The organism is Bradyrhizobium sp. IC4059, from assembly GCF_020193615.1.
Classification (GTDB): Bacteria; Pseudomonadota; Alphaproteobacteria; order Rhizobiales; family Xanthobacteraceae; genus Bradyrhizobium; species Bradyrhizobium yuanmingense.
This window is the reverse complement of the sequence record NZ_JADYVH010000018.1, coordinates 34,148-60,094: the sequence shown is the minus strand read 5'-3', so window position 1 is coordinate 60,094 and position 25,947 is coordinate 34,148. Positions and strand designations below refer to the sequence as shown.

The following is a 25,947-nucleotide window of genomic DNA, read 5'->3' as shown; positions in this document are numbered from 1 at the left end:
AATACTCCGTGGTGATATACTCTTCAAGGACATGCCCTCTCGCGTATGGATATACGCGAGATACTTGCAATTAATTTGCGGAAGCTTCGGCAGGCCCGTGGCTTGTCACAGGAGGAATTGGCTCATCGTGCTGAAATCGACCGCACTTACATCAGCGCACTCGAGCGAAGCGTTTACGCGGCAGGTATCGACGTTGTCGATCGGCTGGCGCGCAGCCTTGGTGTCGAGGCAGCCGACCTGCTCACTCGCCCGTCCGCAAGCGCCAAGAAAAGGACGCGGGGACAGGCCGAATAATTGATGTCGAGCCGCTCGATCCGACGGCCCTTATCGCTTACTAATGCCCGGAAGAATGAGAAGCCCCGCCCGGCGGACCGGACGGGGCTTGGTGGGACGCTCTTACTCGCCGGTCTTGCGCGGCCGCGACCAGAGCAGGGTGTAGCCTTGACCGCCTTCGTCGTCGAACAGGTTCGCGTAGATCGGCGCGTTGAACGAGGGGTCATCGAGCTTGAGCGAAAGGTAGTCGCGGCCCTCTTCGGAGCGCTTCGACCAGGCCGCGCCGATCTCCGCGCGACCCACATAAATGCGGTGGCTGGGAGCGTTGTCGTTGGATCGGTTGGTCTCGGCGACGATACGGACGCCCTTGGCCTTCAGGCTCAGGGTCACGATCTCGCCCTGGAACTCGTTGCCAACCTTCTTGAAAGAACCGATGCTAGCCATGTCACTTCTCCTGTTGTGTTTCGAGCCCGCGACCACCGCGGCCTCGATGGCGATCTGCAGGCCGAGGACGATCGGCGACGCACCCACTCGGGCCGAAGTGCAGCGGAGGACGCCGTTGTGGCGACTTTCTTGCCTCGCGAGGAATGGGCGAAGCCCAGGGGAAGAAAGTCGCACCAACGGCGTTGCGGCTCAGACGATCGAGGCGAAGCCGGTCTTCGGCCAGATCAAGCCATCAATGAGGCCACGTGCGTCGCGTGCTGAACCACAATCTCTGGAGAAGCGTGGCTAACTCGGTTTTGATGAACAAGAGGTCGGAACGATTCAGCGCGGAAAGAGAAACAATCTCCTGCAAAGGGCGGCATCGTCTCCGAAGAACGGATCAGGTAACATCGCTCTGCCGCGGCTGCGTGGGCCAGACCGAATGCCGGCAGCTTGATCGAGAGTCCCGAGGAGGGACTGCCTCTCCCGCGCTCAAGTTTCGATCTCCCCAGTTCAACGCGCCGATCCTACACGCACCTGTTCGACGACGAAGGTGGTAAACGGACATCCTTCGGGCCATGCGGCCGTATGAACCGGTTAGGACGGGTTATCCACCACCCCGGCCGGCTCGAACGGGCCGGTCTTCGCCAAAACAATCAAGCGCGTCCATGACGTAACGCCAATGCAAACCGCGCCAAGGCAAGCGAAGACCTCACGCCACGCCAGCGAGTGCATCCCGATCTGTGACAGGGCGAACACCACATGATAGCCGGCGACGGCAGCGGGGACAGCAAATGCGGTCGCGATGGCGATGCGCAGGATCAACGACCGAGTAATGGCGACGGCGGCCTGACCGACGGCAAGCGTCAACGCGCCACCGGCTGTTCCGATGAGCAGCGCACCGACCACGCCGGCGCCATTCTGAAACGCCGTCATCCCGATACTCAGTGCGACAAAAAACGGCAAGGCAGACACAGCGAGCGCAAAGATCGCCCAGCAGAACAAGCCGATGCCGAGTGTGCTGAGAACAAGCCCAAGGGCAAGCATGGTGGTGGCTCCATGTGCATAGGTTTAGCAGTCGCGCCTTCCACCACCACCACGGCGCAACTTGGACATAGGGTCGAAACGAGGCGGAGTTGCGGCGCACGCAATCCGCTTTGATGGTCTGGAGCGAGGAGACGGCGCTCACGCGCCGCCGAACCTCCAGACGGGAATGCCGAGGCGCTTCGCTTTGTCCGCCAGGTTGTCCTGGATTCCCGTGCCGGGGAATTGCATGACGCCGATCGGCAGGAGTTCGAGCATGGCGTCGTTGCGCTTGAATGGGGCTGCCTTGGCGTGCTTTGTCCAGTCGGGCTTGAAGGCGATCTGAGGCACCTTGCGATTGGTCGCCCATTTGGAGGCGATAAGCTCCGGACCTTTGGGCGAGCCGCCATGGAGCAGGACCATGTCGGGATGCTTGGAGTAGACCTTGTCGAGGCGGTCCCAGATGAGGTGGTGGTCATTGAAGTCGAGCCCGCCGGTAAGTGCGATCTTCGGTCCTGCTGGCAACAAGACCTCGGTTTCAGCGCGACGCTTGGCTGCGATGAAGTCGCGGGAGTCGATCATTGCTGCGGTCAGCGTGCGGTGGTTCACCAGCGATCCCGATCGAGGGCGCCAGGATGATCCGGTGTGAGTCTCAAAGCGCCCGATGGCCTGGTCGCGGAAGAGCTCCAGGCAGTTACGGCGCTCTATCAGCGTGATCCCTTCGGCCGTTAGGCGCTCGAGTTCGACCGATCGGACTTCGGAGCCATTCTGCTCGCGCTGGCTCTTTTGCTGCGCCTGCTCATTGTCGTCGAGATAGCGTTCGATGCGGTCGACCGCACGATGGAACAGGTTGACGGTCGACCAGAGCAGATCGCCCAGGTCCGGCTCGAGCCGCGTGTCGCTCAACGTCGCGACCAGGGCGTCGAACATATCGGCGACAGCGACAGCGATCATCTTGCCCTCGGGAAGCGGTCGTGGGTCGGGCTGGTCGTCGAAGGGACGGTAGCCGAAGAGCTGCAGTTCGGTGAGGACGTGGTCAGTTGGAGAAGAGGCGTGCGGCGGTTCAATGTCGTGGTCGGTCATTGGAGGGACCCTTTGCCGGATCGGCCGCGCCCATCGCGGCCTTCGTGGCGATCACTCAGACGGCGGGCGGAACGGGCCAGCACCCGCAAGGGCCGAAGCGGCAGCGGAGGATGGCGGAGGCCGGCTATTTTGCTTCGCGATGCAAAGCGCGCCGGTTTGATGGCTGTTGCGTCTGCTCATCGACGGCGCGCGGCGGAAAATAGCCGGGCGTAGCCGTTGCCGGCCCGGTCCGCTTGCCGTCCGATCGCCCTCTAGAAGGCCGAGGTCGCGTCCTCTTCCGGGCAATGGCCTCGTTATGACCGAGCTATCAACGTCGATCGAAGCACCGGCCTATTTTGCGGCTACCGTCGACGAATGCAGGAAGCGGACGACGTCCTCTGGTGCGAGTTGAAGCCGTAACTCTGCTCGGAGGGCCGCGAGACCCAAGATGTGCAGGTCTTCGTTGAAATCGCCCAGCCGGGGCGACAACGCGATCGCTTCAATGCCGGCATCTTCTGCGCGCCGGGTGAGGGTGGCCTGTACAGCATCTCCGGCGGCGTCGGCGTCGCGGGCGATATAGAGCCGCCGCAGGCCAGACGGCAGCATCATGGCCGAGAGGTGATTGGCCGAGAGCGCCGCGGCCATAGGCATAGTCGGCAGCACGTAGCGCAATGAAAGCATGGTCTCGATCCCCTCACCTGCGGCGAGCACGTCGTCCACGACGCCGAAACGAACGGCGTTGCCGAGCAGGTCGCCCATGGCCCGTCGTGGCGTGTCGATCGGAGCCTTGCCGAGCCGCAGGCGATCAAAGCCGTTTGGATCGAGCCAGGTGCGGTGCACGCCGGTTATCCGGCCGTCGAGGTCGGTGACGCATGCTATCATCGCCGGCCAGGTTTCTGTCGACGAATGCTCGTCTGGTCGATAGTAGCAACGAGGATGGAAGCGCAAGCTGCCTCCATGGTGGATTGGGCTTATTCCACGACGTTGCAAATACGTTTCCACCAACGTCCCTTCGATCGGACCGGATATCGCAAAAAGTCGACGGGCGGCTTCTTGCGATCCAGCCGGCACGACTGGACGAACAGGTCTCGGGAGTGATTGCTGCTCAGAACGAGGCAGCTTCAGAAAGCGCCCCGCCTCCTCGGCGACCTCGCGAAAGTCTCGCAAGGCAAGGCTTTCGCGGATAATGTCGAGGAGATCGCCATGTTCCCCGGTTGCAGCGTCAGTCCACTTGCCGGCGGGGCCCTTCGGTGATTCCTGGAGCCGCACGAACATCGAGCGACCCGGCGTGTTGTGGACGTCGCCGACCACCCAGTACCGCCCCGCCCGCTTGCCATTGGAGAGATAGTGTCGACACACCGCCTCCGCCTCGCGCGCGAGACGACGTGCCAGTTCGGAAGCCCCGCGAGACATCACGAGGCCTCCCGTTCGCTGATGCGCGCGACCAGGTAGGTGCCGAGCACCTTCGCCAGGATTCCGACGCCGCTTTCGTCCGTGGGCACGAACATCCGCAGCTTCCAGGAGATGATCTCTCCAAAGAGGCCGCAAGCGCGGAGGCGATCGCGCATCGTATCGTTGAATCCCGACGGCTCGATGCGGCAAGCGCCCAAGTCATAAAGGCTTGTCCGGTTCTCACCGGCGCGCGCTCGAAGATAGTGTCTGGACATCGCGGATCTCCGCGACGGGCGCCGCGAGCCTCTCTCGCAGCCTGTAACCCGTCACGGCAAAACCCGACCGGCACTCTTACTCTCAGCCTCGTCATGCGGAATCGATCTCCATGATTTGCGAGAGCGCCGCACGCACACAAATGACGGAACGCGAAATCTGCGCCGCGCTCCACCTTTCGTTCCATTCTTCGTGACTTGGCCTTGAGGTGCTTTAGGGCCGCAGGCCCAACCAGGCGCGCGCGAGAAGCGCATCGCCTCGCCGCAAAATGGCACCCGGAGAGCGTGAGCATAGCGACCCGAAGGGACACGCGGGTCCGAGTGCAGCGACGAGACCGGTTCAATAGCGGCACCCGGGAACGGGGCAGTGATAGCGATCGCCGCAGGCGAGCCCCTTTCCCGAGTGCCCCCGGCGAGGAGCTCTGCATCTCCTTGCGCGAGGGATCGAAGCCGGATGGCCGAGACGCAAAGCGGCTCGGTTCACGAGAGCCCGGTGCGGCGGAAGCAGCACGCGCGCAAGCAAGCGCCGTCGGAGGACGAAATTTGCTAACGCGCACTCCTCTGCATTCCACAGATCCTGATCCAGAGTATTGGAGAATGTTCTTTGGCCGGTGTCGTCTCTGTTTTCAAACAGCTTTGAATCGACCGGCTGGTTCAAGCGAGTATCACAGGCCGCCAGTTCACGACAGGCTTATGCAATGAGGTGGTCGGGTGACGGGGCGGATCAAGAAAAGAGCGGCCCAACACGCGCTCGAATTTCCGATCATTCGAAAGAGCTGGTCTGGTGCAGCGCGCATCCAAATTCCGACACCGGACAACGCCCCGATATACTTAATGCAAGTCCACCGGCGAATCTGTCGGAAAAGCCATTGATAATGCACATAGAGCAGTTGACTGCCTGCTAGCGGCCCCTCGACGACTGCCAACGAAGATACTGACTATTTTTGACTCTTGGGGATCCTGCCGATCAGAATTGGCCCTCCTCGAGAACTGCGCCAAGGTCTCCTTTTCGCGCGCTAGCTTGGCCTATCCCCGCTCGGGCGCCCCGCGCGATAGCGCGAAATAGTCTTTGTCCGTAAGAGTTGGTCTTATGACCCACCTTCGCTCCACTGACCGCCAGAGAGATCATTTAGATCTTCGAGATCGGACATCATTGTTTAGCGAATTCAGCTCCAGTTGGACCTAAACGGGCCCCCTCAGTGAGATCAGACCGTCCATCTTCACGACGCACAGCGCTGCCCGCTCGCTACCCACCCGCTGGAACCTGGCCAGCGATGATGAGAGCGGACATGGCCGCCGCCTACCTGGACTTTAAAGACACAATCGAACTTGCGCGCGCGATCTGCCGAGGCGACGCACCGCCACCGGTTAGTTGTCGTGGAACAGGACGGCTGCGGCAGCCAGTCTGGTCGAAGGCGACCATGGACCACTTCGCATCGCCTAATGGAAGAAGTGACGCCAGGGAGCCGGAGGATCTCTTATGTCTGGTATGATCTCAGTTGATACTGCACAAAAGCTTCCTCGATATTGTCAACGAAAGCTGTTGGCGAACAATAAGGTGGCATACTATTTCGCACCGCCATCCTGGGCTCGTCGGCAGGGCTGCGATTTGTGGCCTGAGGCTTTGGGGGGCGACTATGCCAGTGCAGTCGAACGGGTTGAGAAAGTCCTCTTGCCTGCGTTCGAGAGTTGGCGCTCACGGGGTCTGAGTGACATGATGCCGTCCTCTCCCGAACCCGGCACGTTCGATTGGCTTATCGGCATCTTCCAAGCTCACCAGAAGTGGGGCGAAATCGAAAGCACCACTCAGCGTCAGTACAAGAAGAGTCTCGCGCTCTTTGCCAATCACGAGCTGAAAGATGGAAGTCGTGTTGGGTCGAAGCAATTGTCCGATTTCACAAGGGCCTTCGTCGACGCAGTTTATGGAAAGCTGCTAATCGTAAAAAAAGTGAACAAGAATGGAGAGATCATAGTCCGCGAGCGTCGTCGCTATGCAAATGTAGCCATGGCGAGTTGCCGCCGCGCCTGGTTCATTGGTCAGCGCGCTCAAGAAAAAATAGTACCAGCGAGCAATCCATTCTCACGGATGGGGTTACGATCACGGGCGCCCGGCCAGCCGATACGACCCACACCAACCGCGACATGGGATGAACTCGTCGCCTTCAGGGCCGCCGCGAAAAGGCTCGACTATCGCTCGATCGCAACTGCTGCTTTGTTGTCATGGGAGTGGCTGCAGCGGGAGCAGCACGTGTTTGGCTCTTTCGAGATATCGCACTACCGTCCCAGCGAACGGCCAAATAGCGTTAGGATCGTGCATCCAAAGAATGGGGAGGAAGCCTGGTGGCCGCTGACAGACGAGACGGGCGCCCCTCTCTTTCCTGAACTCATGGATGAGCTCGACGGGATCAAGAGGGCTTCGCCCCGGGGCCTGGCATTTCGACGTGACCATGCGCATCGTCGGTCGGTAACCCCGCTTCCATGGATTACACCCCGTAAAGACCTGCGGTATCTGCGTAGTGTGGTAAAGCAGATTATCAGAGAGGCCGGCCTGCGTCAGGAGCTTTCCTTTACTTCCTTCCGGCACGGAGGATTCACCGAGGGTGCCGACAGCGATCTTACGGACGCAGAGTTGCGCGCCGCAGGCCGTCACAGATCAAGCCGCCAACTGCCCACCTACGCCAAGCGCACCGGAAAGCAGTTGATCACGGCAACAAAGAAGCGTCGCGAGGAGCGGACGAAATCACTCCTTATTCGACTAAACGTCGGTCATTCCGCGGAATAGCAGTGCATTGAACGACCACAGCGTCCAGAAGTGTGCCAAAAATGATCGCCTATTTGCCCGTCCAGACCGGCTTCCGCTTCTCGCTGAACGCTTTCAACCCTTCCTTGGCGTCCTCGGTCATCGCGAGCAGTGCGATCTGGCTTTCGGTATAGGCGATGCTCTCGTCGAACGACATCGAGGCGATCGCGCGCATGGCGTATTTGCCGCGGCGGATCGCGGTCGGGGATTTGTCGATGATACGGCCGATCAGCCAGTCGACCTTGGCATCTAACTCGGCAGCCGGCACGATGTAGTTGAGCAGGCCAGCGGCCTGCGCGGCCCTGGCGTCGAACGGCTCGCCCGTGAGCGCCCATTCGTTGACGAGACGGGGCGGAGCGATGCGCTGGAGCAGGCTCAGCACCTGCATCGGGAACACGCCGACCTTCACCTCGGGCAGGCCAAAGACGACGTGATCGGCCGCAACCGCCATGTCGGTCATGCACAGAAGGCCCATGCCGCCGGCCATGCAGACGCCATTTAGGCGCGCAATCGCCGGCTTGGTGGCGTTCTGTGACAAACGTAACAGATCGGCATAGTCGACATTTGGTTTGGAATGATCCATCGCGAAAGCCGCGCCGGAATTCTGCAAGTCGGCGCCCGCGCAGAACGCCTTGTCGCCCGCGCCCGTCAGCACGATGACGCGGACGTCCTTGTCCTCATGCGCGTCGCGATAGGCTCTTGTGATCCCGGCGATGACCTCGCCGTTCAGCGCGTTGCGTTTCTCCGGCCGGTTGATGGTGATCCAGAACGCCTGCCCGCGCTTCTCGGTGATGACGGCTGTGGTGTCTGTCATGACATGCTCGCTCGCTTGGTCCCGTTTTGCAGCCATTTGCGGCAGGACCGGCGGCGCGCGCAAGGGCAATCTGCAGGGTCGCCTCACCATAGCGTGTGGGCGCAACTTCGCTTCGCGATTGAACTGGGGCTTGCGCGCGCTATCCTGACCGGAGATTTGATCACCGATGAGCCATTTCGTGCGCGCCGCATTGATGTTGTTGCTGGCAGGATTGGTCGTGCTGAGCGGAGGCGCCGCATGCCATGCGGCCGACGCCGCGAAGATCGCGCTGGTGATCGGCAACGCGAAATATCCCGACAATGAGTTCGTCCTGAGCGAGGTCGCCAACGATGCCCAGGACGTCGCCGAGGAATTGAAGCGCGGCGGCTTCGTCGTCGACAGGCAGAGCAATCTCACCGGGGATGCCATGCGGCAGGTGCTGGGCCGCTTCTACGACCGCATCGAGCGCGGCGCGGTGGCGCTGATCTTCTTCGACGGCTTTGCCATCCAGTCCAACCGTCAGACCTATCTGCTGCCGGTCGACGCCCAGATCTGGACCGAGCCGGACGTCTCGCGCGACGGCTTCAGCCTCGACACCATCCTCGCCGAGATGAACACGCGCGGTGCCGCGATCAAGATCGCGCTGATCGACGCCTCCCGCCGCAATCCGTTCGAGCGGCGCTTCCGCCGCTATTCGGCCGGCCTGGCACCGGCGATCGCACCGAGCAATACGCTGGTGCTCTACTCCGCCGCGCTCGGCGCGGTCACGGCGACCGGCAAGACCGATCGCAGCCTCTTTGTCGCCGAGCTGCTGCGCGAAATGCGCGCGCCGAACATCAGCGCCGAGCAGGCCCTGACCAACACCAAGAACGGCGTGGTTGCCGCCACCAACCGCGAACAGGTGCCCTGGCTGTCCTCCTCGCTGACGACGGAGTTCTCGTTCGCAAGCCCGGCGACGCGGCCGCGGGACGACGCGGCCAAGCCACAGGTGCAGACACCCGAGCCGCAAAAGCCGGTCTGCGAGGTACCGCAGGCGGAGCCCGCCCCGAATACGGACGAGCTGGCACGAGATCCTGTCATCGCCGATCTCAGCCGCAAGATCACCGCCAACGCCAACGATGTCACCTCGCGCTACAAGCGCGGCCAGGTCTACGCGATCAAGCGCGCCTATGCGCTCGCGATACAGGATTTCGACGCAGTGCTCCGCCGCGCGCCCAAGGACGCGGAAGCCCTGAACAACCGCTGCTGGAGCCGGGCTGCGACGGGCGACCCGCAAGGCGCGCTCGCCGACTGCAATCTGGCGCTCCAGATCAACCCGGGCTTGAGCGATGCACTCGACAGCCGCGGGCTCGTCAACCTCAAGCTCGGGCGCAATGGTGAGGCAATCAAGGATTATACCGACGCGATCCAGCGCAACCCGCGCTCCTCGTCCTCGCTGTTCGGCCGCGGTATCGCTGCGCGCAGAAGCGGCGGCGACGGCGTCACCGATATCGCGCAAGCGAAGTCAATGAACCCAAACATCGCGAAGGAATTCGCAGCCTACGGCGTCACGGAGTGCACGCCTTGAGCTGAGGCGGCCTTCCTGATCCAAACCTTGTTGTCGTGGAACGCCGCGCCGCCGATCGGCGCGATCGTGTCTGCGCCCGTCAGCGTGTTGATGCCGCGGCCGCCGATATGGTTGCTGTTGGGATGAACGGATTCGGCGATCAGGACACCGCGCCGCACGCCCTCGAACAGCGTCGCGATCAGCGTGGTCTCGCCGCGGCCGTTGCCGAGCGTCACCGCATCGCCATCGGCGATGCCGAGCGCGGCGGCATCTAACGGGTGGATCATCACGCTGGCCCGGCCCTCACGCGCCTGCGAGGACGGCGTCTCGTTGAAAGTGGTGTTGAGGAAGCTGCGCGAGGGGCTGGTCGCTAGCCGGAACGGATGGGCCCGGTCGGCGTGCTCGATCACTGCCCAATGATCCGGCAGACCAGGCATCTTGTCGTAGTCGCCCATGGTGACGCCGAACGGCGGATGCGCCCAGTCGGCTTTGAAATGGAACTTGCCGTCGGCGTGGGCGAAGCCGTCGAGATAATGCGAGGTGCGGAAATCCGGCTGCAGGTCGCGCCAGATGTCGGCTTCAAGGCCGGCGATGTCGCCGTGATTGCTCAGCCTCAAGGTCGCGTCGATCAATTCGCGCGGGCTCATCTCGAAGCCCGGATGCCTGGCGCCCAGCCGCGGCGCCAGCGCCTGCAACACCTCGTGGTTGGAGCGGCATTCGCCCGGCGGGTCGATCAGCTTCGGACCGACCGAGATGTGCTGATGGCCGCCGCCGTAATAGAGGTCGTCATGCTCCATGAACATGGTCGCCGGCAGCACGATGTCAGCCATCTGCGCCGTCTCGGTCATGAACTGCTCGTGCACCACCACGAACAGATCCTCCCGCGCAAAGCCCTGCCGGACCAGGGCCTGCTCCGGCGCCACCGTCATCGGGTTGGTGTTCTGGATCAGCATCGCCTTGACCGGACCCTTGCCCTGCAGAGCTCCGGCATCGCCGGTGAGGATGCGTCCGATCTGCGACTGGTCGAGCGCGCGCGTCGACTTGTCGATCGCGTCGTGGCCTTCGATGATGGATTCGTTGAAGTGCCACAGCGCGTAGTTGTTGAAGAAGGCGCCGCCGCCTTCATACTGCCAAGCGCCGGTCACCGCGGGAATGCACAGCGCCGCATGCATCTGCGTCGCGCCATTGCGCGAGCGGGTGAAGCCATAGCCGAGACGGAAGAAGGTACGCTTGGTCTCGCCAACGGCCTTGGCGAAGGCCTCGATCTCCGACACCGGGACGCCGCAAATCGCCGAGGCCCATTCCGGCGTGCGCGACTTCAGATGTGCCTCGAGCTCGTCCGGGCAATCGGTGTACTTGTCCATGTAGGCGCGGTCGGCATAGCCGTCGCGGAACAGGACATGCATGACGCCGCAGGCGAAGGCGCCGTCGGTGCCGGGCCGCAGGATGATCCTGATGTCGGCCTGCTTCATGGTCTCGTTGTCGTAGATGTCGATCGCCGCGATTTTCGCGCCGCGCTCCTTGCGGGCGCGCGAGGCGTGCGTCATCACGTTGACCTGGGTGTTGACGGGATTGGTGCCCCAGATCACGACGAGATCGGACAGCGCCATCTCGCGCGGGTCGACGCCGGCGATCTTGCCGGTGCCGATTGCAAAGCCGATGCGCGCAACATTGGCACAGATGGTCTGGTAGAAGCGCGAATATTTCTTCACATGCGTGAGACGGTTGAGCCCGTCGCGCATCACGAGCCCCATCGTGCCCGCGTAGTAATAGGGCCAGATCGATTCCGCACCGAAGTCGCGCTCGGCCGCATTGAATCGGTGCCCGATCTCGTCCAGCGCCTCGTCCCAGGAGATCCGCGCGAACTGACCTGAACCCTTGGGGCCGGTGCGGCGCAGCGGATAGATCAGCCGCTCGGGATGATGGATGCGCTCGGCATAGCGGGCGACCTTGGCGCAGACGACGCCGGCGGTGTAGGTCTGCTTCTTCGAACCGCGGACGCGGCCGATGCTGCGGCCTTCGACCACCTCGACATCGAGGGCGCAGGCCGAGGGGCAATCATGCGGACAGGTCGAATGGCGGATCTCGATCTTCGTGTTGATCTTGGCGTGCTGGTTCATGTCCCAGTTCGTAACACCAAAATACCGGCCAGCCGAGCGCATTTATCCGGCAAGCCCCATGCGATTTGCTCAAGCCGCGCGCGCCGGAGCTTCCTGCTGCGGTTGCGAAGGAGGCCTGCCAGTGAGCCGCGCGACGTGCAAGCGCAACCCGAGCTACATCCTTTGCTATTTGTGCAACTGGGTGAGACCGGTCGGCGGGCCGTCGACGGCGGTCCAGCCGCCGTCGACGAACAGCGTGCTGCCGCTGACATAGCTTGCGGCATCCGAGGCGAGATAGGCGACGGCGGTCGCGACCTCGTCGGCGCTGCTCCAGCGGTTGAACACGGTGTGGCCGGCGTAGAGATTGTAGATGTCGGGGCGCTGCTTGAAAGGGCCGGTCAGCGCGGTCTCGGCGATGCTCGGGGCGATCGCATTGACGCGCACGCCGGCGTGCCCGACCTCGGAGGCAAAGCCCTTCACCAGGAGACCGATCGCCGCCTTGGTGGAGCCGTAGATGCCGAGGCCGGGCTCGATGGTCACCGCGCGGACCGAGGAGCAGGCGATGATGCTGCCGCCCTTCTGCGCAACCATGATGCGGCCGAAGGCCTGGAAGAAAAAGACCGTGCCCTTGACGTTGAGGGTGAGGACGCGGTCGAGATCCTCCTCGGTGTAGTCGAGGATGGTCTTGCGGATGTTGAGACCAGGCGTCGTCACGGCGATGTCGAGCCGCGGAAACTTCTGCATCACGGTTTGGGCCAGCGCATTGACATCCGCGGCGCTTGCGGCGTCGCAGCCGGCTGCTTCCGCCCAGCCGCCCTTGTCGCGAATACCGGCGGCGGTCGCCTCCGCTGCCTCAAGCGCGCGATCGGCGCAGACGACGCGGGCGCCGAGATCCGCAAGCGCTTCGGCCGACGATCTGCCGATGCCGGATGCGGCGCCGAGCACGAGCGCGGTCTTGCCGGTGAGATCGAAGAGCTTGCGATAGTCCGCCACTGACATTGTCTCCCTGGTGCTACTAGCCCTTGTAGCCCATCAAGAGGCGCGGCAGCCACAACGAGAATGCAGGGACGTAGGTCACGAACATCAGTGCTGCGATGAGCGCAGCATAGAACGGCAGGATGGTGCGCATCACCGCGCCGACCGAAATGCCGCCGATGGCGCAGCCGACGAATTGCGTCGTTCCGACCGGCGGCGTGTTGAGCCCGAGGGCGCAATTGATCAACATCAGCATGCCGAACTGCACCGGATCCATGCCCGCCTTCATCGCGATCGGCAGGAAGATCGGGGTGCAGATCAGGATCGTTGCCGCCATGTCCATGAACGTGCCGAGCACGAACAGGATGATGTTGATGAGCAGGAAGATCACCCAGGGCTGCGTCGACAACTTGTTCATCATCGCGCCGGCGAGATCCGCCACCTCGTAAAGTCCCATCAGGTACTGGAACATGGTGGAGACGCCGATCAGCAGCAGCACCACGCCGGTCGTCTTCACCGCCTTGGCGGCGGCGCGCAGGAAGTTGCCCCAGGTCATGGTGCGATAGATGAAGAACGTCAGCAGGATCGAGTAGGTGACGGCGATGGCCGCCGATTCGGTTGCCGTGAAGACGCCGGACAGGATGCCGGCCAGGATGATGCCGACGATCAGAAGCCCAGGCACCGCGGCCGCCAGCGAGCGGACCACCTCGACCCAGCCCGGGAATTTGCCGGCGGGATAACCGCGCTTCACCGCGACCGCGTAGGCGGCAACCAACATGCAGACCATCAGCACCAGCGCCGGCAGCAGGCCGGCCGCAATCAGCGCGCCGATCGAGACCTTACCGCCGGCCGCGAGTGCATAGATGATCATGTTGTGGCTGGTCGGCATCAGGGCGCCCACGAGCGAGGCGTGGGTGGTGACGTTGACGGCGTAGTCGGTGTCGTATCCCTCCTTCTTCATCATCGGGATCATCACCGCGCCCATCGCCGACACGTCGGCCACGGGCGAGCCCGAGACGCCGCCGAACAGCGTGCACGCGACCACGTTCGACATGCCGAGCCCGCCGCGGATGTGCCCGACGAGATTCTTGGCGAGTTGCACGATCTTGTCGGCCACGCCGCCATGCAGCATCAGCTCACCGCTGAAGACGAAGAATGGAATGGCGAGGAAGGAGAAGATGTTCATCCCCGACATCATCTGCTGGAAGATGACGGCGACCGGCAGGCCTTCGTAGAGGATGGTGCAGATGGCCGACAGGCCGATCGCGAAGGCGACCGGTACGCCGAGGATCAGAAAGCCGAAGAAGGTGGCGCCGAGGATGATCAGTTCCATGAGGGGACGACCTCTTCGCCGCGCAGGAGAGCAATGATGTGCTCGATGGAAAACGAAACGATCAGGACGCCGGAGGCGAACAGCGGCACGTAGCGGATCACCTCGGGCAGGCCGAGATTGGGGATCTTCACGGTGCCGACCGACGCGCCGAGGATCCAGCCGTTATAGGCCATTGCGAGGCCGAACCCGGCGACCAGAACGTGGATCACGATCTCGATCTTCTCCCGCGCGTGATCGGGGAGCATGACCAGCAGGCTGTCCATGCCGATATGCCCGGCATCGCGTACGCCGACGGCGGCGCCGACCAGCGTGACGTAGAGGATCAGGACCAGCGCCAGGTTCTCCGTCCAGGTCGGGCTGGAGTTGAGCACGTAACGTCCGAACACCTGGTAGAAGACGATGGCGACGATGACGAGCAGGCCTGTCACCGACAGGTACATGCCAAGGCGCGCGATGGGGGCATTGACCCGCGACAGCAAGCCGGTGGACGGGCGTGTTGCTACGGCCCCCTGCTCGTGACTTGCGACGTGTGGGTCTGTCATCCCGCGCCTCATTACGGGATCCGGTGCCGCCTGGCGGCGACGCCGGACCCGGTTCCCGAATTGTCTTACTTCGTGTCCTGGATGCGCTTGACGAGGCTCTGCAGCTTCTCGTTCCCGGCGAACTTCTGGTAGACCGGCTTCATTGCATCGACGAACTCCGCCTTGTTGCCGATCGTGACCACCTGAACGCCAGCGGCCTCGACGGTCTTGCGGGCGGCCTGCTCGCGCGCGTCCCAGAGCTTGCGCATGACGGGCACCGATTCCTTGGCTGCCTTGCGGACCATCGCCTGGTCCTCCTTGCTCAGCGCGTCCCAGACCTTTTTCGAGATCACGAGAACTTCGGGCGCGAGGGAGTGCTCGGTGATGTTGTAGAACTTGGCGGCTTCGAAGTGCCGGGAGGATTCGTAGGACGGCCAGTTGTTCTCGGCAGCGTCGACGAGGCCGGTCTTGAGCGCGGTGTAGACCTCGCCATAGGGCATCGGCGTCGGGTTGGCCCCCAAGCTCTGGATCATGCCGACCCACAGGTCGGATTGCTGGACGCGGATCTTCAGGCCCTTGAGATCGGCAAGCGATTTGACCGGTGCCTTGACGGTGTAGACCGAGCGCGCGCCGCTGTCGTAATAGGCAAGGCCGACCAGGCCCGCGGGCTCCATGGCTGCCAGGATCTCATCGCCGATCGGACCATCGAGGACGGTGCGCATGTGCTGCGTGTCCCGGAAGACGAAGGGCAGGCACAAGGCAATGGTCTCGGGCACGAAATTGTTCAGCGGCGATGCGTTGATCCGCATCATGTCGAGCGCGCCGATCTTGAGTTGCTCGATCGTGTCCTTCTCCGAGCCCAGGGCGCCGTTCGGAAACACCTTCACGCCAAGCTTGCCGCCGCTCGCCGCCGCGAGCTGCTGGCCCATGAACTTGACCGCCTCGACGGTCGGATAATCGGCGGGGTGAACGTCAGCCGAGCGGAAATCGCGTGCAGTGGCCAGGGGTGCTGAGACCGCCAGTGCAACGGCTGTGATGATACCGGTGAGCGTCTTCATGTGGGCTTCCTCCTGGGTTGATTGAATTCGATTATATCGTTGTCGGCCCGGCTGCAGGCCGCCTTGGGTCGCTCCGCTTCAGGTGTGAAGTCAAGCGCCAATGTCGTCCCTAGGGCGGGCGGCATTCTCTGTCCAAGCCAAATCCGGCATCGATCGATGCAAGACTTGCATCGATCGATTTCTGGCGCAATTCGCACTATGGTGGGTATGGCGGCCTGGCTCGACGTCGCTAGCCCGTGACTTGACGCCTCCAATCGAGGCCCCGCGCGGTCGCCAGCCTCGACCGTAGGCCGACGGCGTCACTCGCCGCCGAGGCCACTCTCGGCGAGCTCGCGCAGCGCGTCCGTATCGAGCACGACGATGGCGCCGTGCTCGAGGCGGACCCAGTTGCGGCCGGCCCAGGCGCGCAATTGCTTGTTGATGCTCTCGCGCGTCATCCCGACCATCTCGCTGATCTCCTGTTGCGTGATGGCGAGCGTGCCGCTGCCGGAATCCAGCTTGCGCTCTTCGGTGAGACCGAGCAGTGCACTGGCAAGCCGGCCCGGCAGATTCTGCAGGATCACCTGCTCGACCTGCTGACTGGTCCAGCGCAGACGCGCGCACAGCAGCTCGATGAACTTCATCGCCAGCGCCGGCTGGCTCTTCACGAACGGCAGGAAGTCCCGGCGATCGATGACGTAGAGCTCGCAATTGGTATTTGCGGTCGCATCCGCCGACCTGGGCGCGCCGTCGAGCACGGCGATCTCGCCGAAGATTTCTCCGGGGCCGATGAGATTGAGAATGGCGTTCCGCCCATCAGGCGATGAGGAGGAAATCTTGACTGTCCCCGCGATCACCGCGAACAGACTGTTGCCGGGATCGCCCTTGGCGGCGATCGTCGCGCCACGCTTGACGGTGGTGTGCTTGGCGTAGCGGCAGAGTTGATCGAGCGCTTCCGGCTCCAGATCCGCGAAGATCGGGTGCTTGCGCAGGACCGATAGTTTGTTGCCCGCCGGTTGTCGGGGATCGCCGGTCTTGTCCTGAGGCACGCCGCGGGGCTCCTAAGACTACGAGGCACTGAGTTCCTGCGTAGTCAACGTTACCAGGCATTTCAACCGGAAAGCACGCGCGCGATTTGAGGCAAATGCCACGAAAAGGCCCGTAACGAGGAAGTCAGCAGCCAAAAGCTGCGGCGATGCGTCTTCTTCGACGCAGAGTTGCGGATTACGCAAACCGTGATTGCGTCGAAACGCTGCCGACGGGGGGCGCCCGCCCAGGCGAGCATCGGCCCTGGCGCGCCGGACTCGGACCTAAACCTGGACCTGGACCTGGACCTGGACTTGGACTTGGACCTGGACCTGCAGAAGGCTTCAGTGCCTGGAATCCGGATCAAGCCGGCCCGCCCTGGTTTGCCGGTCAGCCCAGGCCAGAACTGCGGCGAACACCACAAAGATCGCGACGACGACAACGGTCACGAGCAACGCGTCAGCAGGCATCATCCCCTCCCGGATTTGTCTCCGGCATTATTTTGCGGGGCATGGCCGCCGTCATTGATCGGGATCAAATTGCCGAGAGAGTCCCGGAGATGAGGTCAGGCTGCGGCCATGGCCTCGACACGGGCCGGATCGAGCAGGCTGATGCCGCCGTGAATGATCTCGATCACGCCGAGACGCTCAAGCTTGGTAAAGGTGCGGCTGACGGTTTCGATGGTCAGGCCGAGATAATCGGCGATGTCCTGACGGCTCATCGGAAGCGCGACCATGTCGGACGGACCGTTGAGCGCGACCAGCCGCTCACGCCAGCCGAGCAGAAAGGTCGCGACCTTCTCGTCGGCCGAGCGGCGTCCGAGCAGGACCATATGGTCGCGCGCCTGGCTCAACTCGCGAATGGCCAGCTCGTTGATGCGCCTGAGCAATTGCGGCCGGTCTTCGATGAAACGGCCGAAAGGCCCTTTTGGGAATTGGCACACTTTCACCACGCCGATCGAATCGGCCGAAAAATTGTGCCGGCCGGACAGATTCATCCCGAGGAAGTCACCGGGCAAGGCAAAGCCGACGATCTGCCGCCGGCCGTCAGGCAGCAGCTTGTACAGCCGCATGACGCCTTCGAGGACGTTGTAGAACGAGGTCGTGATGTCTTCCTCGGAAAACACGGTCTCGCCCGAATCGAAATGGACGCGGCGGCCGAGATGCTCGAACTCCCGGAGTTCGGCTGCATCGAGCGACGAGCAGACCGCCGCTCCACGCACGGCACAATCGTCGCAATGATGTCCGTTCGGCTCACTCGTGACCACGGAAGGCTTCATCCATCGCTCCCCACGCCGGCCGCTCCCGACGTCAGGCCGAGTCCACCGCGCGGCTGCATTTTACTGCACCGTGCCGCAGCCGATTGACCCAGATCAAATTTGGCTGGCATCCCGCTCTTATTCTGCGTCCACGGTTCGACGGGATGATTCCATGCTGCAAAGAGCACTGCGTCACGGCCTGATTGGGCTGCTTCTGATCACGCCTGCGCTCGCGGCCCCGGCCGCCGAACAACGCGGCAAGGCTTTCGCCCGAGCCAATTGCGCACGCTGTCACGCGATCGACCGCGCCTCCAAGAGCCCGCTGGAGATCGCGCCTCCGCTACGCACCCTGCATCGGCGCTATCCGATCAACAGCCTTGGCGAGGCGCTGGCCGAGGGGATCTCCACCGGACATGCCGACATGCCAGCCTTCGCGCTCAGCCCGGACCAGATCCACGACCTGCTGTCCTATCTGAAGACGCTGGAATAGTCGCCCCTTACACCGCCTGCACGGTCCATCCGATCAGCTCCTTGGCGATGCGCGCGAAAGCGGCATCGAAGGCGGCGACTGAAGCGGCCGGTTCGACCTTGTCGAGCTTTTCGCTGGCCTCGATGAGCCGCGATGCGATCACCTTGCCATTCTTGTCGACGATCCGAGCCGACAGTCCGATCTCGGCCCGAGCCTCCCCATCCGTCGCGATCCGAAAGCGCCGGATGTCGAGCAGGAGCTGGTAGTCCGCCGGCCCGAGATCCGTCGTGCGCAGCGGGGCGTGGGCGATGTCGTAGTTCTCGAAACTGTCGATCAGGCGCGCCTGCACCAGTTTCGGAATGCTGTCGGCCCAGAGGAAGTCCGCAAAGCCCGGCCTGTCGCCGCTAGGCGCGAACAGCATGCGCTGGGTCTGCAGCATCGCCACCGCCGTCGGCTCGGGAATGGCCAGTGAGGCCGATAGCGTCTTGCCGGCCGGCCCGAGATTCTGCGGCGTGCGCAGGTCGTAGGTGACCTTCTGCGCGGGCGTACCACCGCCGGTCATCTTGTCGAGGCCTGCCAGGATGCCGTCGATCTTGCCGGTGTTGCGCCCGAGCCCGTCGGAGAAGGTCTTGAAATTGGCAATGGTGTCCTTCAGCGGGCCGGAATTGTCCTGAAGCACCGTGTCGACCCGCCGCAGCGCATCGCGCGCCGCCTGCGTCATGCTCTGGCCTGCGCCGGCCTCCGCGATCAAGGTCGGCAGCTCGCCGGACTTGGCGACGATCACGCCCCCCTCCAATGTCACCACGGGAACGCCGGTCAGGCCCTGGAATTCGAGGCCGACCTTAGTGTCGGCACGCACCGGCGTCGCGGTGGCAACCGAGATCGTGGCATTGACGAAGCGCGGGTTATCAGGCGCGAGCCCGAGCTGGGTGACCTCTCCGACCCGAATGCCGTTGAACAGCACGCCCGCGCCAACCAGCAGGCCGGGCACCGGCCCCTGGAATTGCACGTGGTAGCTGGTGCGCGGGCCGATGCCGCCGGTGTTGTTCAGCCAATAGACGAAGCCGAACACTGCGACGATCGCGGCCAGCACGAAACTGCCGATCAGCACATAGGGAGCGCGGGTTTCCATCTCTCATCTCATCTCGTGTTGCAGCATCTGCGAGCGCTTGCCGTGGAAGTAAGCGCGCACCCAGGGATGCTCGGATTGCAGCAATTCGCGCATCGGGCCGATCGCCACGATCTTGCCGTCGGCGAGCGCGGCGACGCGGTCGCAGACCGTGGTCAGGCTCGCAAGGTCATGGGTCACCATGAACACGGTGAGCTCCAGGGTCTTTTGCAGCGTCTTGATCAGCGCGTCGAACTCGCCGGCGGCGATGGGGTCGAGGCCCGAGGTCGGCTCGTCCAGGAACAGGATCGGCGGATCGAGCGCGAGCGCGCGCGCCAGCGCCACGCGCTTGGTCATGCCGCCGGACAGCTCCGCCGGATATTTGTCGGCGTCCTCCGCACGCAGGCCGACCATCTCGAGCTTGGCGATCGCGATCTCGTCCATCAGCTCCTGCGACAGGACGAGATTTTCGCGCAAGGGAAACTGGACGTTCTGGCGCACCGTCAGCGAGGAGAACAGCGCGCCCTGCTGGAACAGGATGCCCCAGGCCATCGCTGCGCCGCGGCCGTGGCTGCCGGCGGGTTGTCCCATGACCTCGATGGTCCCGCTCCGGCGCGGGATGAGGCCGATGATGGTCCGCATCAAGACCGATTTGCCGCCGCCGGAGGCACCCACCAGCCCGAGGATCTCGCCGCGGCGGACGTCGAGCGACAGATGGTCGAGCACGGTTTGACGGCCGAAGCCGACCACGAGGTCACGGACGCGGATGGCGAACTCGTCTTGTGGTCCGTCCATCGTCACATTCCGATCGAGGCAAAGAACACGGCGAACAGGCCGTCGAGCACGATCACCAGGAAGATCGATTTCACCACCGACGTCGTGGTCTGCCGCCCCAGCGACTCCGCGCTGCCCTTGACGCGCAATCCCTCGCTGCAGGCCCCGATCCCGATCACCAGCGCCATGAACGGCGCCTTCAGGATGCCCACTTCGAAATGTGCGACGGAAATGGCCTCGTGCAGGCGCGCGATGTAGATCGCCGGCCCCATGTCGCCATAGAACTGCGCGACCAGCCCGCCGCCATAGAGCGCGGCGATCGATCCGATGAAGGTGAGGATGGGCAGCGCAACGACCAGGGCCGCAACGCGCGGCAGGATCAGGACGTCGACCGGATCGAGCCCCATGGTCGAGAGCGCGTCGATCTCCTCGCGCATCTTCATCGAGCCGAGCTCGGCCGTGTAGGCGCTCCCCGACCGTCCCGCGACCATGATGGCGACGATCAGCACGCCGAGCTCGCGCAGCACCAGGATGCCGACCATGTCGACCGTGTATGATTCCGCGCCGAATCTACGGAAGTGGAAGAAGCCCTGCTGCGCGATGATGGCGCCGATCAGGAAGGTGATCAGCGTGACGATGGGGATCGCCTGCCATCCGATGCGGTAGAGCTGATACACCAGAGAGGTCAGCCGCAGCGAACGCGGCCGGCGCAGCACGCCGATGACGGCCATGAACAACGCGCCGAGCATCTGGAGGAAGATCGTGATGTCCTCCCACGCCCCGACCGTGGACTTGCCGAGATCACCCAGCCGCGCCAGAACCGGATTGGGCGCGGCCGCCGGAGCCGGCGTGCGGCGGTTGACCTGGCGCACCTCGTCCATCAGCCCGCTGAAATGATCGGCGACGCCGACGAATTCGGCTGGCCTGCCTGACGAGGCGGCCCTGCGCGACAGCTTCTCCAGGACCCAGGCGCCGAGCGTATCGAGCGCGCTGATCCCCGACATGTCCAAGGATACGGCGCGCGAACGATCGACGTCGGCCCCGACCGAGCGGGACAAGGTCTCGAGCGTCACCACGTTCGCGGCGGTCCAGGGCCCCTCGGGGCGCAATTTCAGCACGTCGCCGGACGGCGTCGCGTGCAGCAGCGGTTCGTGGTTCACGCTTTCCACCTCATCGGGACAATCGGTCCCCATTCAGCCGGCATTTCTAGGCCAGCATGTGGCGGCCGGATTGACTTGTCTCAAGACCCCGAACGGGCTCCGCCTCTTGACGCAAATCAAGCGCGATCGCACGGGCTGGTCTTAGGCTCGTTTGCATTTAATGAGGACACCAAATCCATGTTCGACAGTGACAGGATGAGCGAGGAATTGCGCACGCTGAAGGTCGACGTCACGCACCTGTTGAGCACCGCCGGCGAGGAGATGTTCGAGAGCTCGAAAGCTCGCACTGATGCGCTCGCCGATCAGATCAGGGCCGCACTCGCCGAGCTCGGCGAGACCGTCGAACAGGAGAGGGAGACGCTCCAGGGCCTCGTTGCGGAGCGTCCAATCACATCGCTCGCCTCTGCCTTCGCGCTGGGCGTGGTTGTCGGCTTCATGCTGAGGAGACACTAGGTGAATACCGAGAATATCGTCAAACATCTGCGCGTGCTGTGGCGCACCGACAGGATCATCGCCGACATCAGGCTGCGCCATTTGCTGATCGGCCTCGGCCTGCGTGCCTTCGCGGCGCTGATCGCCGCGTTCGGGCTGCTGATGCTGGAGCTGTCGGCCTATTTCGCACTGGTGCAGATCTGGAGCGCGATTACCGCGGCTGCCATCCTCGGCGCCGTCAATTTCGTCATCGCGGCCGCTCTCTTCCTGATCGCCGGCCGCGCTCCGTCGGGGCGTGACATCGAACTCGCCAACGAAATTCACGACACCTCCATCGAAGCCCTCCAGCTCGAGGCCCGTGCGCTCCAGGCCCAGGTGTCGGGCGCGGTGCACCACCCGCTGAGCACGATCGTGCCGGTGCTGCTGCCGCTGATCGCGATCATCATCAAGACTCTGCGGACGACGGCCAGGTCGTCCAATGATGCCAGTTCGGCCGAGGCGCAATCGTAGCCGACACGCTCAGAGCTTCAGCCTGACGTCGCAGATTTCAGGCTCGGCCGGGTCCGGCTTGACCTCGAAGCCGAGCTGCCGGCACATGTCGAGCATCACGGTATTCTCCTGCAGCACGTCGCCCGATATGGTCTTCAATCCTTCCGACCGCGCGTAGTCGATGATCAGCTGCATGAGGGCCCAGCCGAGTCCCCTGCCCTTGAGGTCGGACCGCAGCAGGATCGCGTATTCGCCGGTCTCGTAGATCGAGTCGGAATGGAGCCGGACCACGCCGACCATTTCGCCGCTGGCCTCCTCGAATGCGATGAAGGCCATCGCGCGCGCATAGTCGAGCTGGGTCAGGCGTGCGATGAATTCGTGGGTGAACTCCTTCATCGGGGCGAAGAAGCGCAGGCGAAGGTCGTGCGCCGTGACGTGACGCAGGAATTCGTGGATGGTCGGCTCGTCCTCGGGGCGCATGGGCCGCACGAAGATGCGCCAGTCCTCCTTGAGCTTGAGGCGGCGCTCCCATTGCGACGGATAGGCGCGAACGGCGAAATTGGCCGGGCCGGAGCCGGCGAACTTCCGCTGTGGCGGCCCGACCGCGACGCGGGCATCCACCGCGGTCACGCCGGTTTCATCCGCCAGCAGCGGGTTGATGTCGAATTCGCGGATCTCGGGAATGTCGGCCGCCATCTGCGCCAGCTTGACCAGCACCATGGCGACGGCGTCGTGCTTCACCGCCGGCACGTCCCGATAGGCCTTCAGCAGCCGCGACACGCGCGTGCGGTCGATCAGATCGCGGGCCAGTTGTAGATCGAGCGGCGGCAGCGCCAGCGCCTTGTCGTTGATGATCTCCACCGCCGTGCCGCCGCGGCCGAAAACCACCACCGTGCCGAAGGTCGGATCGTCGGCAAGGCCGAGGATCAGCTCGCGCGCCTTTGCCTTGACGACCATGGCCTGGACGATGACGCCGCCGATGCGCGCCTCGGGCCGCAGCTTCCGCGCTCGCGCAAGAATGTCCGTCGCCGCCGCACGCACGGCCTCCGGCGACGTCAGATTGAGCACGACGCCGCCGACGTCGGATTTGTGGGTGATGTCGCGCGACATGATCTTCAGCACGACGGTGCCGCCTTGGGCGAAGATGTCCTTTGCATAGGTCACCGCCTGCTCGACATCTGCTGCCGCATAGGTCGGCACCATCGCGATATCGTAGGCTTCGAGCAGGTGCTTGATCTCGACGGGTTCGAGCCACTGGCGGCCATCCGCGATCGCGGCTGTGACGATCTCTCTCGCCCCGCTGGCATCCGGAACGAACGTATCGGGCATCGCGGGAGGCACCTGGGTCAGCTCCTCCACCACTTCGCGGTGTCGGACCAGATGCATGAAGCCGCGCACGGCGTCGTCCTCGGTCGGATAGTTCGGCACGCCGGCGCTGGAGAGTGCCTGGATGATGTGCTGATCGGCGCCGACCCAGGCCGCCAGCACGGGCTTTGCCCATCGCCGGTGCTGCTCGCGATACTTGGCCACGAGCTCCGTCACGGTCTTGGCGATCTCGGCGGCCGATGCGATCGCGGTCTGCACGTTGAGGACGAGGACTGCGTCGTTGTCGCGATCGGCCAACAGTTCCTCCAGCGCCGCTGCGTAACGCGCAGCGTCGGCGTCGCCCACGATGTCGACGGGGTTTGCACCGGACCAGGTCGGCGGCAGCGCCGCATCAAGCTTCCTGCGCGCGTCAGTCGAGATGGTTGCCGGAATACCGCAGAGCTCGACCAATCGATCGACGGCGAGGACGCCGATGCCACCACCGTTGGTCAGGATGGCGAGACGCTTTCCGGTCGGCGATTCGACGCGGCCGAGTGTCTCGGCACAGTCGAACAGCTCGCGCAGGTCGGACACCCGCAGCACGCCCGCGCGGCGGAACGCCGCGTCATAGACGGCGTCGGCACCGGCGAGCGCCCCGGTATGCGTGGCAGCGGCCTTCGCACCCTGCGCCATGCGGCCGGACTTCACCACGACGACGGGCTTCACCCGCGCGGCGGCGCGCGCCGCCGACATGAACTTGCGCGCGTCCTTGATCGCCTCGATGTAGAGCAGGATCGCGCGGGTCTTGTGATCCATCGCGAAATGGTCGAGCAAATCGGCAATGTCGACGTCGATCTGATCGCCGATCGAGACGATGCCGGAGAAGCCGACGCCGCGCTGCGCGGCCCAATCCACCATGCCGGCGGCAATGGCTCCCGATTGCGAGATCAGCGCGAGGTTGCCGGCCCCCGGCATGTGCGCGGCGAAACTGGCATTCAGGCTGACGCCGGGCATCATGATGCCGAGGCAGTTCGGCCCGATCAGCCGCATGCCGTGTTTGCGGGCGGCAGCGCTGGTCGCCTCGTGCAGCGATCCCGGTCCCTGGCCGAGCCCGGCTGAGACGATCAGCGCACCCGCAGATCCGCGACGGCCGGCCTGCTCGACGATGCCTGGAATCTCGCCCGCGGGCGCGGTGACGACGACAAGCTCGGGCACGAAGTCCAGCCTGTCCAGGCTCTTCACCGCAGCGAGGCCGCCGATCTCGGCGTGGCGCGGATTGACAAGGCCAAACCGCCCCTTGAATCCCGCTTTCCGAATGTTTTCCAGGACCGCGCGTCCAACGGACGCCGGACGCGCGCTCGCGCCGACGAGCGCAACCGAGCGCGGGGATAGCAGGTTGTTCAGACGATAAGTCGACATGAAAACAAATGCACCGCGCCCGCGGCGGTTCCGATGATTGAACGATCCGGCTGGGAAGAAGACGCCTAGTGCGAGATCATAACCCAGCATGGTGGCTGGCCAATGACGGTCTTTGTCACACCGCCCCACACGATCTCGTTCAGGCGCGAATGATGATAGGCGCCCATCACGATGGCATCGATGCCATGGGAATTCGCCCAGCTTCCCAATACTTTGCCGGTCGAGCGGCCGCCCCCCTTCGTGGTTTCGAACGAGGCAAAGACGCCGTGTTCCCGCAAATGGTCGACGAGTGCCGTTCCGGATCGGACGACCGCGTCCGTCTCGTCCTCCGCCACGGTCAGCACACGAACCGAACTGGCAGCCTGAAGAACAGGCAACGCATCGCCGACCGCACGCGCGGCCCGTGCAGAATGATCCCAGGCAATCACGACGTTCTCGAACTCGGGCCTGAGCTCATCGGCGCGATGTTCGGGACAGAGCAGAAGCGGCCGGCCGGATTCGAACAACAACGCCTCCACGATGGTCTCCGTTCGACTGTCATGCGGTTTCACGGGAACCAGCGCGAGGTCGCTGAAGTGGGCGTGCTCGGCCAGGATCGCTCCGATCTGATCCGCAGGCACCTTGCCCGACCGGCCCTGGGCGCGGACGTTGGCGCAGCAAGCCGCATCGGTGAATGCATTCAGCAGCTGCTGCATGTCGCTCGCCTCGAGGCTGGCCTGCGCGAATTCGCGATCGTCAGGCAGCATCACCTTCGGTCGCTCGAAAACATCTTCCTCGAGCGCGAGCGCGGTGATCCTGGCGCCGAGATCGGCGGCGACAGAAACGCATTTCTCGATCGCAACCAGGGCTGGCCCGCGCGGCTGGCCGACAAGGGGCAGAAACACATCCTTGATGGGCATCGGAATTCTCCTGAGCCACCATGATAGGCGGGCTGTCGTCGAGACCCTTGATCCGCGTC

General features: G+C 63.8%; 25 protein-coding genes. 6 read left to right on the top strand and 19 right to left on the bottom strand.

The features are described 5' to 3' along the window. The first annotated feature begins 45 nt into the window (after window positions 1-45). Entirely contained in the window at window positions 46-294 is a 249-nt protein-coding gene (locus I6F12_RS34725) for a helix-turn-helix transcriptional regulator (protein ID WP_172789211.1), read from the top strand. 102 nt (window positions 295-396) lie between these two features. On the opposite strand, the gene I6F12_RS34720 is transcribed toward I6F12_RS34725, so the two are convergent. From I6F12_RS34720 to I6F12_RS34700, 5 genes are all read right to left on the bottom strand, one after another. After that, the gene (locus tag I6F12_RS34720) at window positions 397-717 is read right to left on the bottom strand and encodes a DUF736 domain-containing protein (protein ID WP_225158366.1); all 321 of its coding nucleotides are present in this window, start codon (window positions 715-717) and stop codon (window positions 397-399) included. Between the two features lie 576 nt (window positions 718-1,293). Beyond that, on the bottom strand, window positions 1,294-1,743 hold the full coding sequence (locus I6F12_RS34715; protein WP_225158336.1) for a hypothetical protein: 450 nt from the start codon (window positions 1,741-1,743) through the stop codon (window positions 1,294-1,296). Window positions 1,744-1,881: 138 nt separating this feature from the next. Next, window positions 1,882-2,802: a DUF2493 domain-containing protein gene (locus I6F12_RS34710; protein WP_225158335.1), complete on the bottom strand. Its 921-nt coding sequence runs from the start codon at window positions 2,800-2,802 to the stop codon at window positions 1,882-1,884. A gap of 330 nt (window positions 2,803-3,132) precedes the next feature. Next, window positions 3,133-4,194, bottom strand: a complete 1,062-nt coding sequence (locus I6F12_RS34705; protein ID WP_225133136.1) for a toprim domain-containing protein — start codon at window positions 4,192-4,194, stop codon at window positions 3,133-3,135. Further along, window positions 4,194-4,349, bottom strand: a complete 156-nt coding sequence (locus I6F12_RS34700) for a hypothetical protein (RefSeq protein WP_225133137.1) — start codon at window positions 4,347-4,349, stop codon at window positions 4,194-4,196. Before I6F12_RS34700 ends, I6F12_RS34705 begins: the two co-directional genes overlap by 1 nt. 1,576 nt (window positions 4,350-5,925) lie before the next feature. Between I6F12_RS34700 and I6F12_RS34695 the strand changes: the two genes are divergently transcribed. Next, a complete protein-coding gene (locus I6F12_RS34695; RefSeq protein WP_225158334.1) occupies window positions 5,926-7,227 on the top strand; it encodes a hypothetical protein in 1,302 nt (433 codons plus the stop codon). 49 nt (window positions 7,228-7,276) lie between these two features. On the opposite strand, the gene I6F12_RS34690 is transcribed toward I6F12_RS34695, so the two are convergent. After that, the gene (locus I6F12_RS34690; RefSeq protein WP_225133139.1) at window positions 7,277-8,059 is read right to left on the bottom strand and encodes an enoyl-CoA hydratase/isomerase family protein; all 783 of its coding nucleotides are present in this window, start codon (window positions 8,057-8,059) and stop codon (window positions 7,277-7,279) included. 166 nt (window positions 8,060-8,225) lie between these two features. Between I6F12_RS34690 and I6F12_RS34685 the strand changes: the two genes are divergently transcribed. After that, on the top strand, window positions 8,226-9,605 hold the full coding sequence (locus tag I6F12_RS34685; protein ID WP_225158333.1) for a caspase family protein: 1,380 nt from the start codon (window positions 8,226-8,228) through the stop codon (window positions 9,603-9,605). On the opposite strand, the gene I6F12_RS34680 is transcribed toward I6F12_RS34685, so the two are convergent. The 8 genes from I6F12_RS34680 to I6F12_RS34650 form a co-directional block, all read right to left on the bottom strand. Next, on the bottom strand, window positions 9,578-11,704 hold the full coding sequence (locus I6F12_RS34680) for a molybdopterin oxidoreductase family protein (RefSeq protein ID WP_225158332.1): 2,127 nt from the start codon (window positions 11,702-11,704) through the stop codon (window positions 9,578-9,580). The genes I6F12_RS34685 and I6F12_RS34680 overlap by 28 nt on opposite strands. A 165-nt stretch (window positions 11,705-11,869) precedes the next feature. After that, window positions 11,870-12,676 carry an SDR family oxidoreductase gene (locus I6F12_RS34675; protein WP_345944200.1) on the bottom strand — a complete coding sequence of 269 codons (807 nt, stop codon included), beginning with the start codon at window positions 12,674-12,676 and terminating at the stop codon, window positions 11,870-11,872. A 22-nt stretch (window positions 12,677-12,698) separates the two neighbouring features. Continuing rightward, on the bottom strand, window positions 12,699-13,991 hold the full coding sequence (locus I6F12_RS34670; protein WP_225158330.1) for a TRAP transporter large permease: 1,293 nt from the start codon (window positions 13,989-13,991) through the stop codon (window positions 12,699-12,701). Continuing rightward, window positions 13,982-14,533 carry a TRAP transporter small permease gene (locus tag I6F12_RS34665; RefSeq protein WP_225158329.1) on the bottom strand — a complete coding sequence of 184 codons (552 nt, stop codon included), beginning with the start codon at window positions 14,531-14,533 and terminating at the stop codon, window positions 13,982-13,984. Before I6F12_RS34665 ends, I6F12_RS34670 begins: the two co-directional genes overlap by 10 nt. A gap of 65 nt (window positions 14,534-14,598) precedes the next feature. Continuing rightward, window positions 14,599-15,570, bottom strand: a complete 972-nt coding sequence (locus I6F12_RS34660) for a TRAP transporter substrate-binding protein (RefSeq protein ID WP_036029010.1) — start codon at window positions 15,568-15,570, stop codon at window positions 14,599-14,601. A gap of 299 nt (window positions 15,571-15,869) precedes the next feature. After that, window positions 15,870-16,598: a Crp/Fnr family transcriptional regulator gene (locus tag I6F12_RS34655; RefSeq protein ID WP_036007486.1), complete on the bottom strand. Its 729-nt coding sequence runs from the start codon at window positions 16,596-16,598 to the stop codon at window positions 15,870-15,872. Window positions 16,599-16,919: 321 nt separating this feature from the next. Beyond that, on the bottom strand, window positions 16,920-17,048 hold the full coding sequence (locus I6F12_RS37415; protein WP_275970700.1) for a hypothetical protein: 129 nt from the start codon (window positions 17,046-17,048) through the stop codon (window positions 16,920-16,922). Between the two features lie 92 nt (window positions 17,049-17,140). Continuing rightward, window positions 17,141-17,854 carry a helix-turn-helix domain-containing protein gene (locus tag I6F12_RS34650; RefSeq protein ID WP_036029009.1) on the bottom strand — a complete coding sequence of 238 codons (714 nt, stop codon included), beginning with the start codon at window positions 17,852-17,854 and terminating at the stop codon, window positions 17,141-17,143. A gap of 151 nt (window positions 17,855-18,005) precedes the next feature. On the opposite strand from I6F12_RS34650, the gene I6F12_RS34645 reads away from it, so the two are divergent. Next, complete coding sequence (locus tag I6F12_RS34645) at window positions 18,006-18,323, top strand: cytochrome c (RefSeq protein ID WP_081493895.1); 318 nt, start codon at window positions 18,006-18,008, stop codon at window positions 18,321-18,323. 7 nt (window positions 18,324-18,330) lie between these two features. Here I6F12_RS34645 and I6F12_RS34640 read toward each other — a convergent pair whose 3' ends face one another. Genes I6F12_RS34640 through I6F12_RS34630 form a run of 3 tightly spaced genes read right to left on the bottom strand, consistent with a single transcriptional unit; the run spans window position 18,331 to window position 21,344 of the window. Continuing rightward, window positions 18,331-19,434 carry an MlaD family protein gene (locus I6F12_RS34640; RefSeq protein WP_225158328.1) on the bottom strand — a complete coding sequence of 368 codons (1,104 nt, stop codon included), beginning with the start codon at window positions 19,432-19,434 and terminating at the stop codon, window positions 18,331-18,333. Between the two features lie 3 nt (window positions 19,435-19,437). Further along, window positions 19,438-20,205, bottom strand: coding sequence for an ABC transporter ATP-binding protein (locus I6F12_RS34635; protein WP_225158327.1), 768 nt, complete (start codon window positions 20,203-20,205; stop codon window positions 19,438-19,440). Between the two features lie 2 nt (window positions 20,206-20,207). Beyond that, window positions 20,208-21,344 (bottom strand): ABC transporter permease, encoded by a 1,137-nt coding sequence (locus I6F12_RS34630; protein WP_225158326.1) that lies wholly within the window; start codon window positions 21,342-21,344, stop codon window positions 20,208-20,210. Between the two features lie 177 nt (window positions 21,345-21,521). On the opposite strand from I6F12_RS34630, the gene I6F12_RS34625 reads away from it, so the two are divergent. Both I6F12_RS34625 and I6F12_RS34620 read left to right on the top strand, forming a co-directional pair. Continuing rightward, on the top strand, window positions 21,522-21,797 hold the full coding sequence (locus tag I6F12_RS34625) for a hypothetical protein (RefSeq protein ID WP_036007505.1): 276 nt from the start codon (window positions 21,522-21,524) through the stop codon (window positions 21,795-21,797). After that, a complete protein-coding gene (locus I6F12_RS34620) occupies window positions 21,798-22,286 on the top strand; it encodes a phage holin family protein (protein ID WP_225158325.1) in 489 nt (162 codons plus the stop codon). A gap of 9 nt (window positions 22,287-22,295) precedes the next feature. Here I6F12_RS34620 and I6F12_RS34615 read toward each other — a convergent pair whose 3' ends face one another. Together I6F12_RS34615 and I6F12_RS34610 are read right to left on the bottom strand one after the other, a co-directional pair. Continuing rightward, window positions 22,296-24,989, bottom strand: coding sequence for a bifunctional acetate--CoA ligase family protein/GNAT family N-acetyltransferase (locus I6F12_RS34615; RefSeq protein ID WP_225158324.1), 2,694 nt, complete (start codon window positions 24,987-24,989; stop codon window positions 22,296-22,298). A 65-nt stretch (window positions 24,990-25,054) separates the two neighbouring features. Next, complete coding sequence (locus tag I6F12_RS34610) at window positions 25,055-25,888, bottom strand: universal stress protein (protein WP_225158323.1); 834 nt, start codon at window positions 25,886-25,888, stop codon at window positions 25,055-25,057. Window positions 25,889-25,947: the final 59 nt, after the last annotated feature.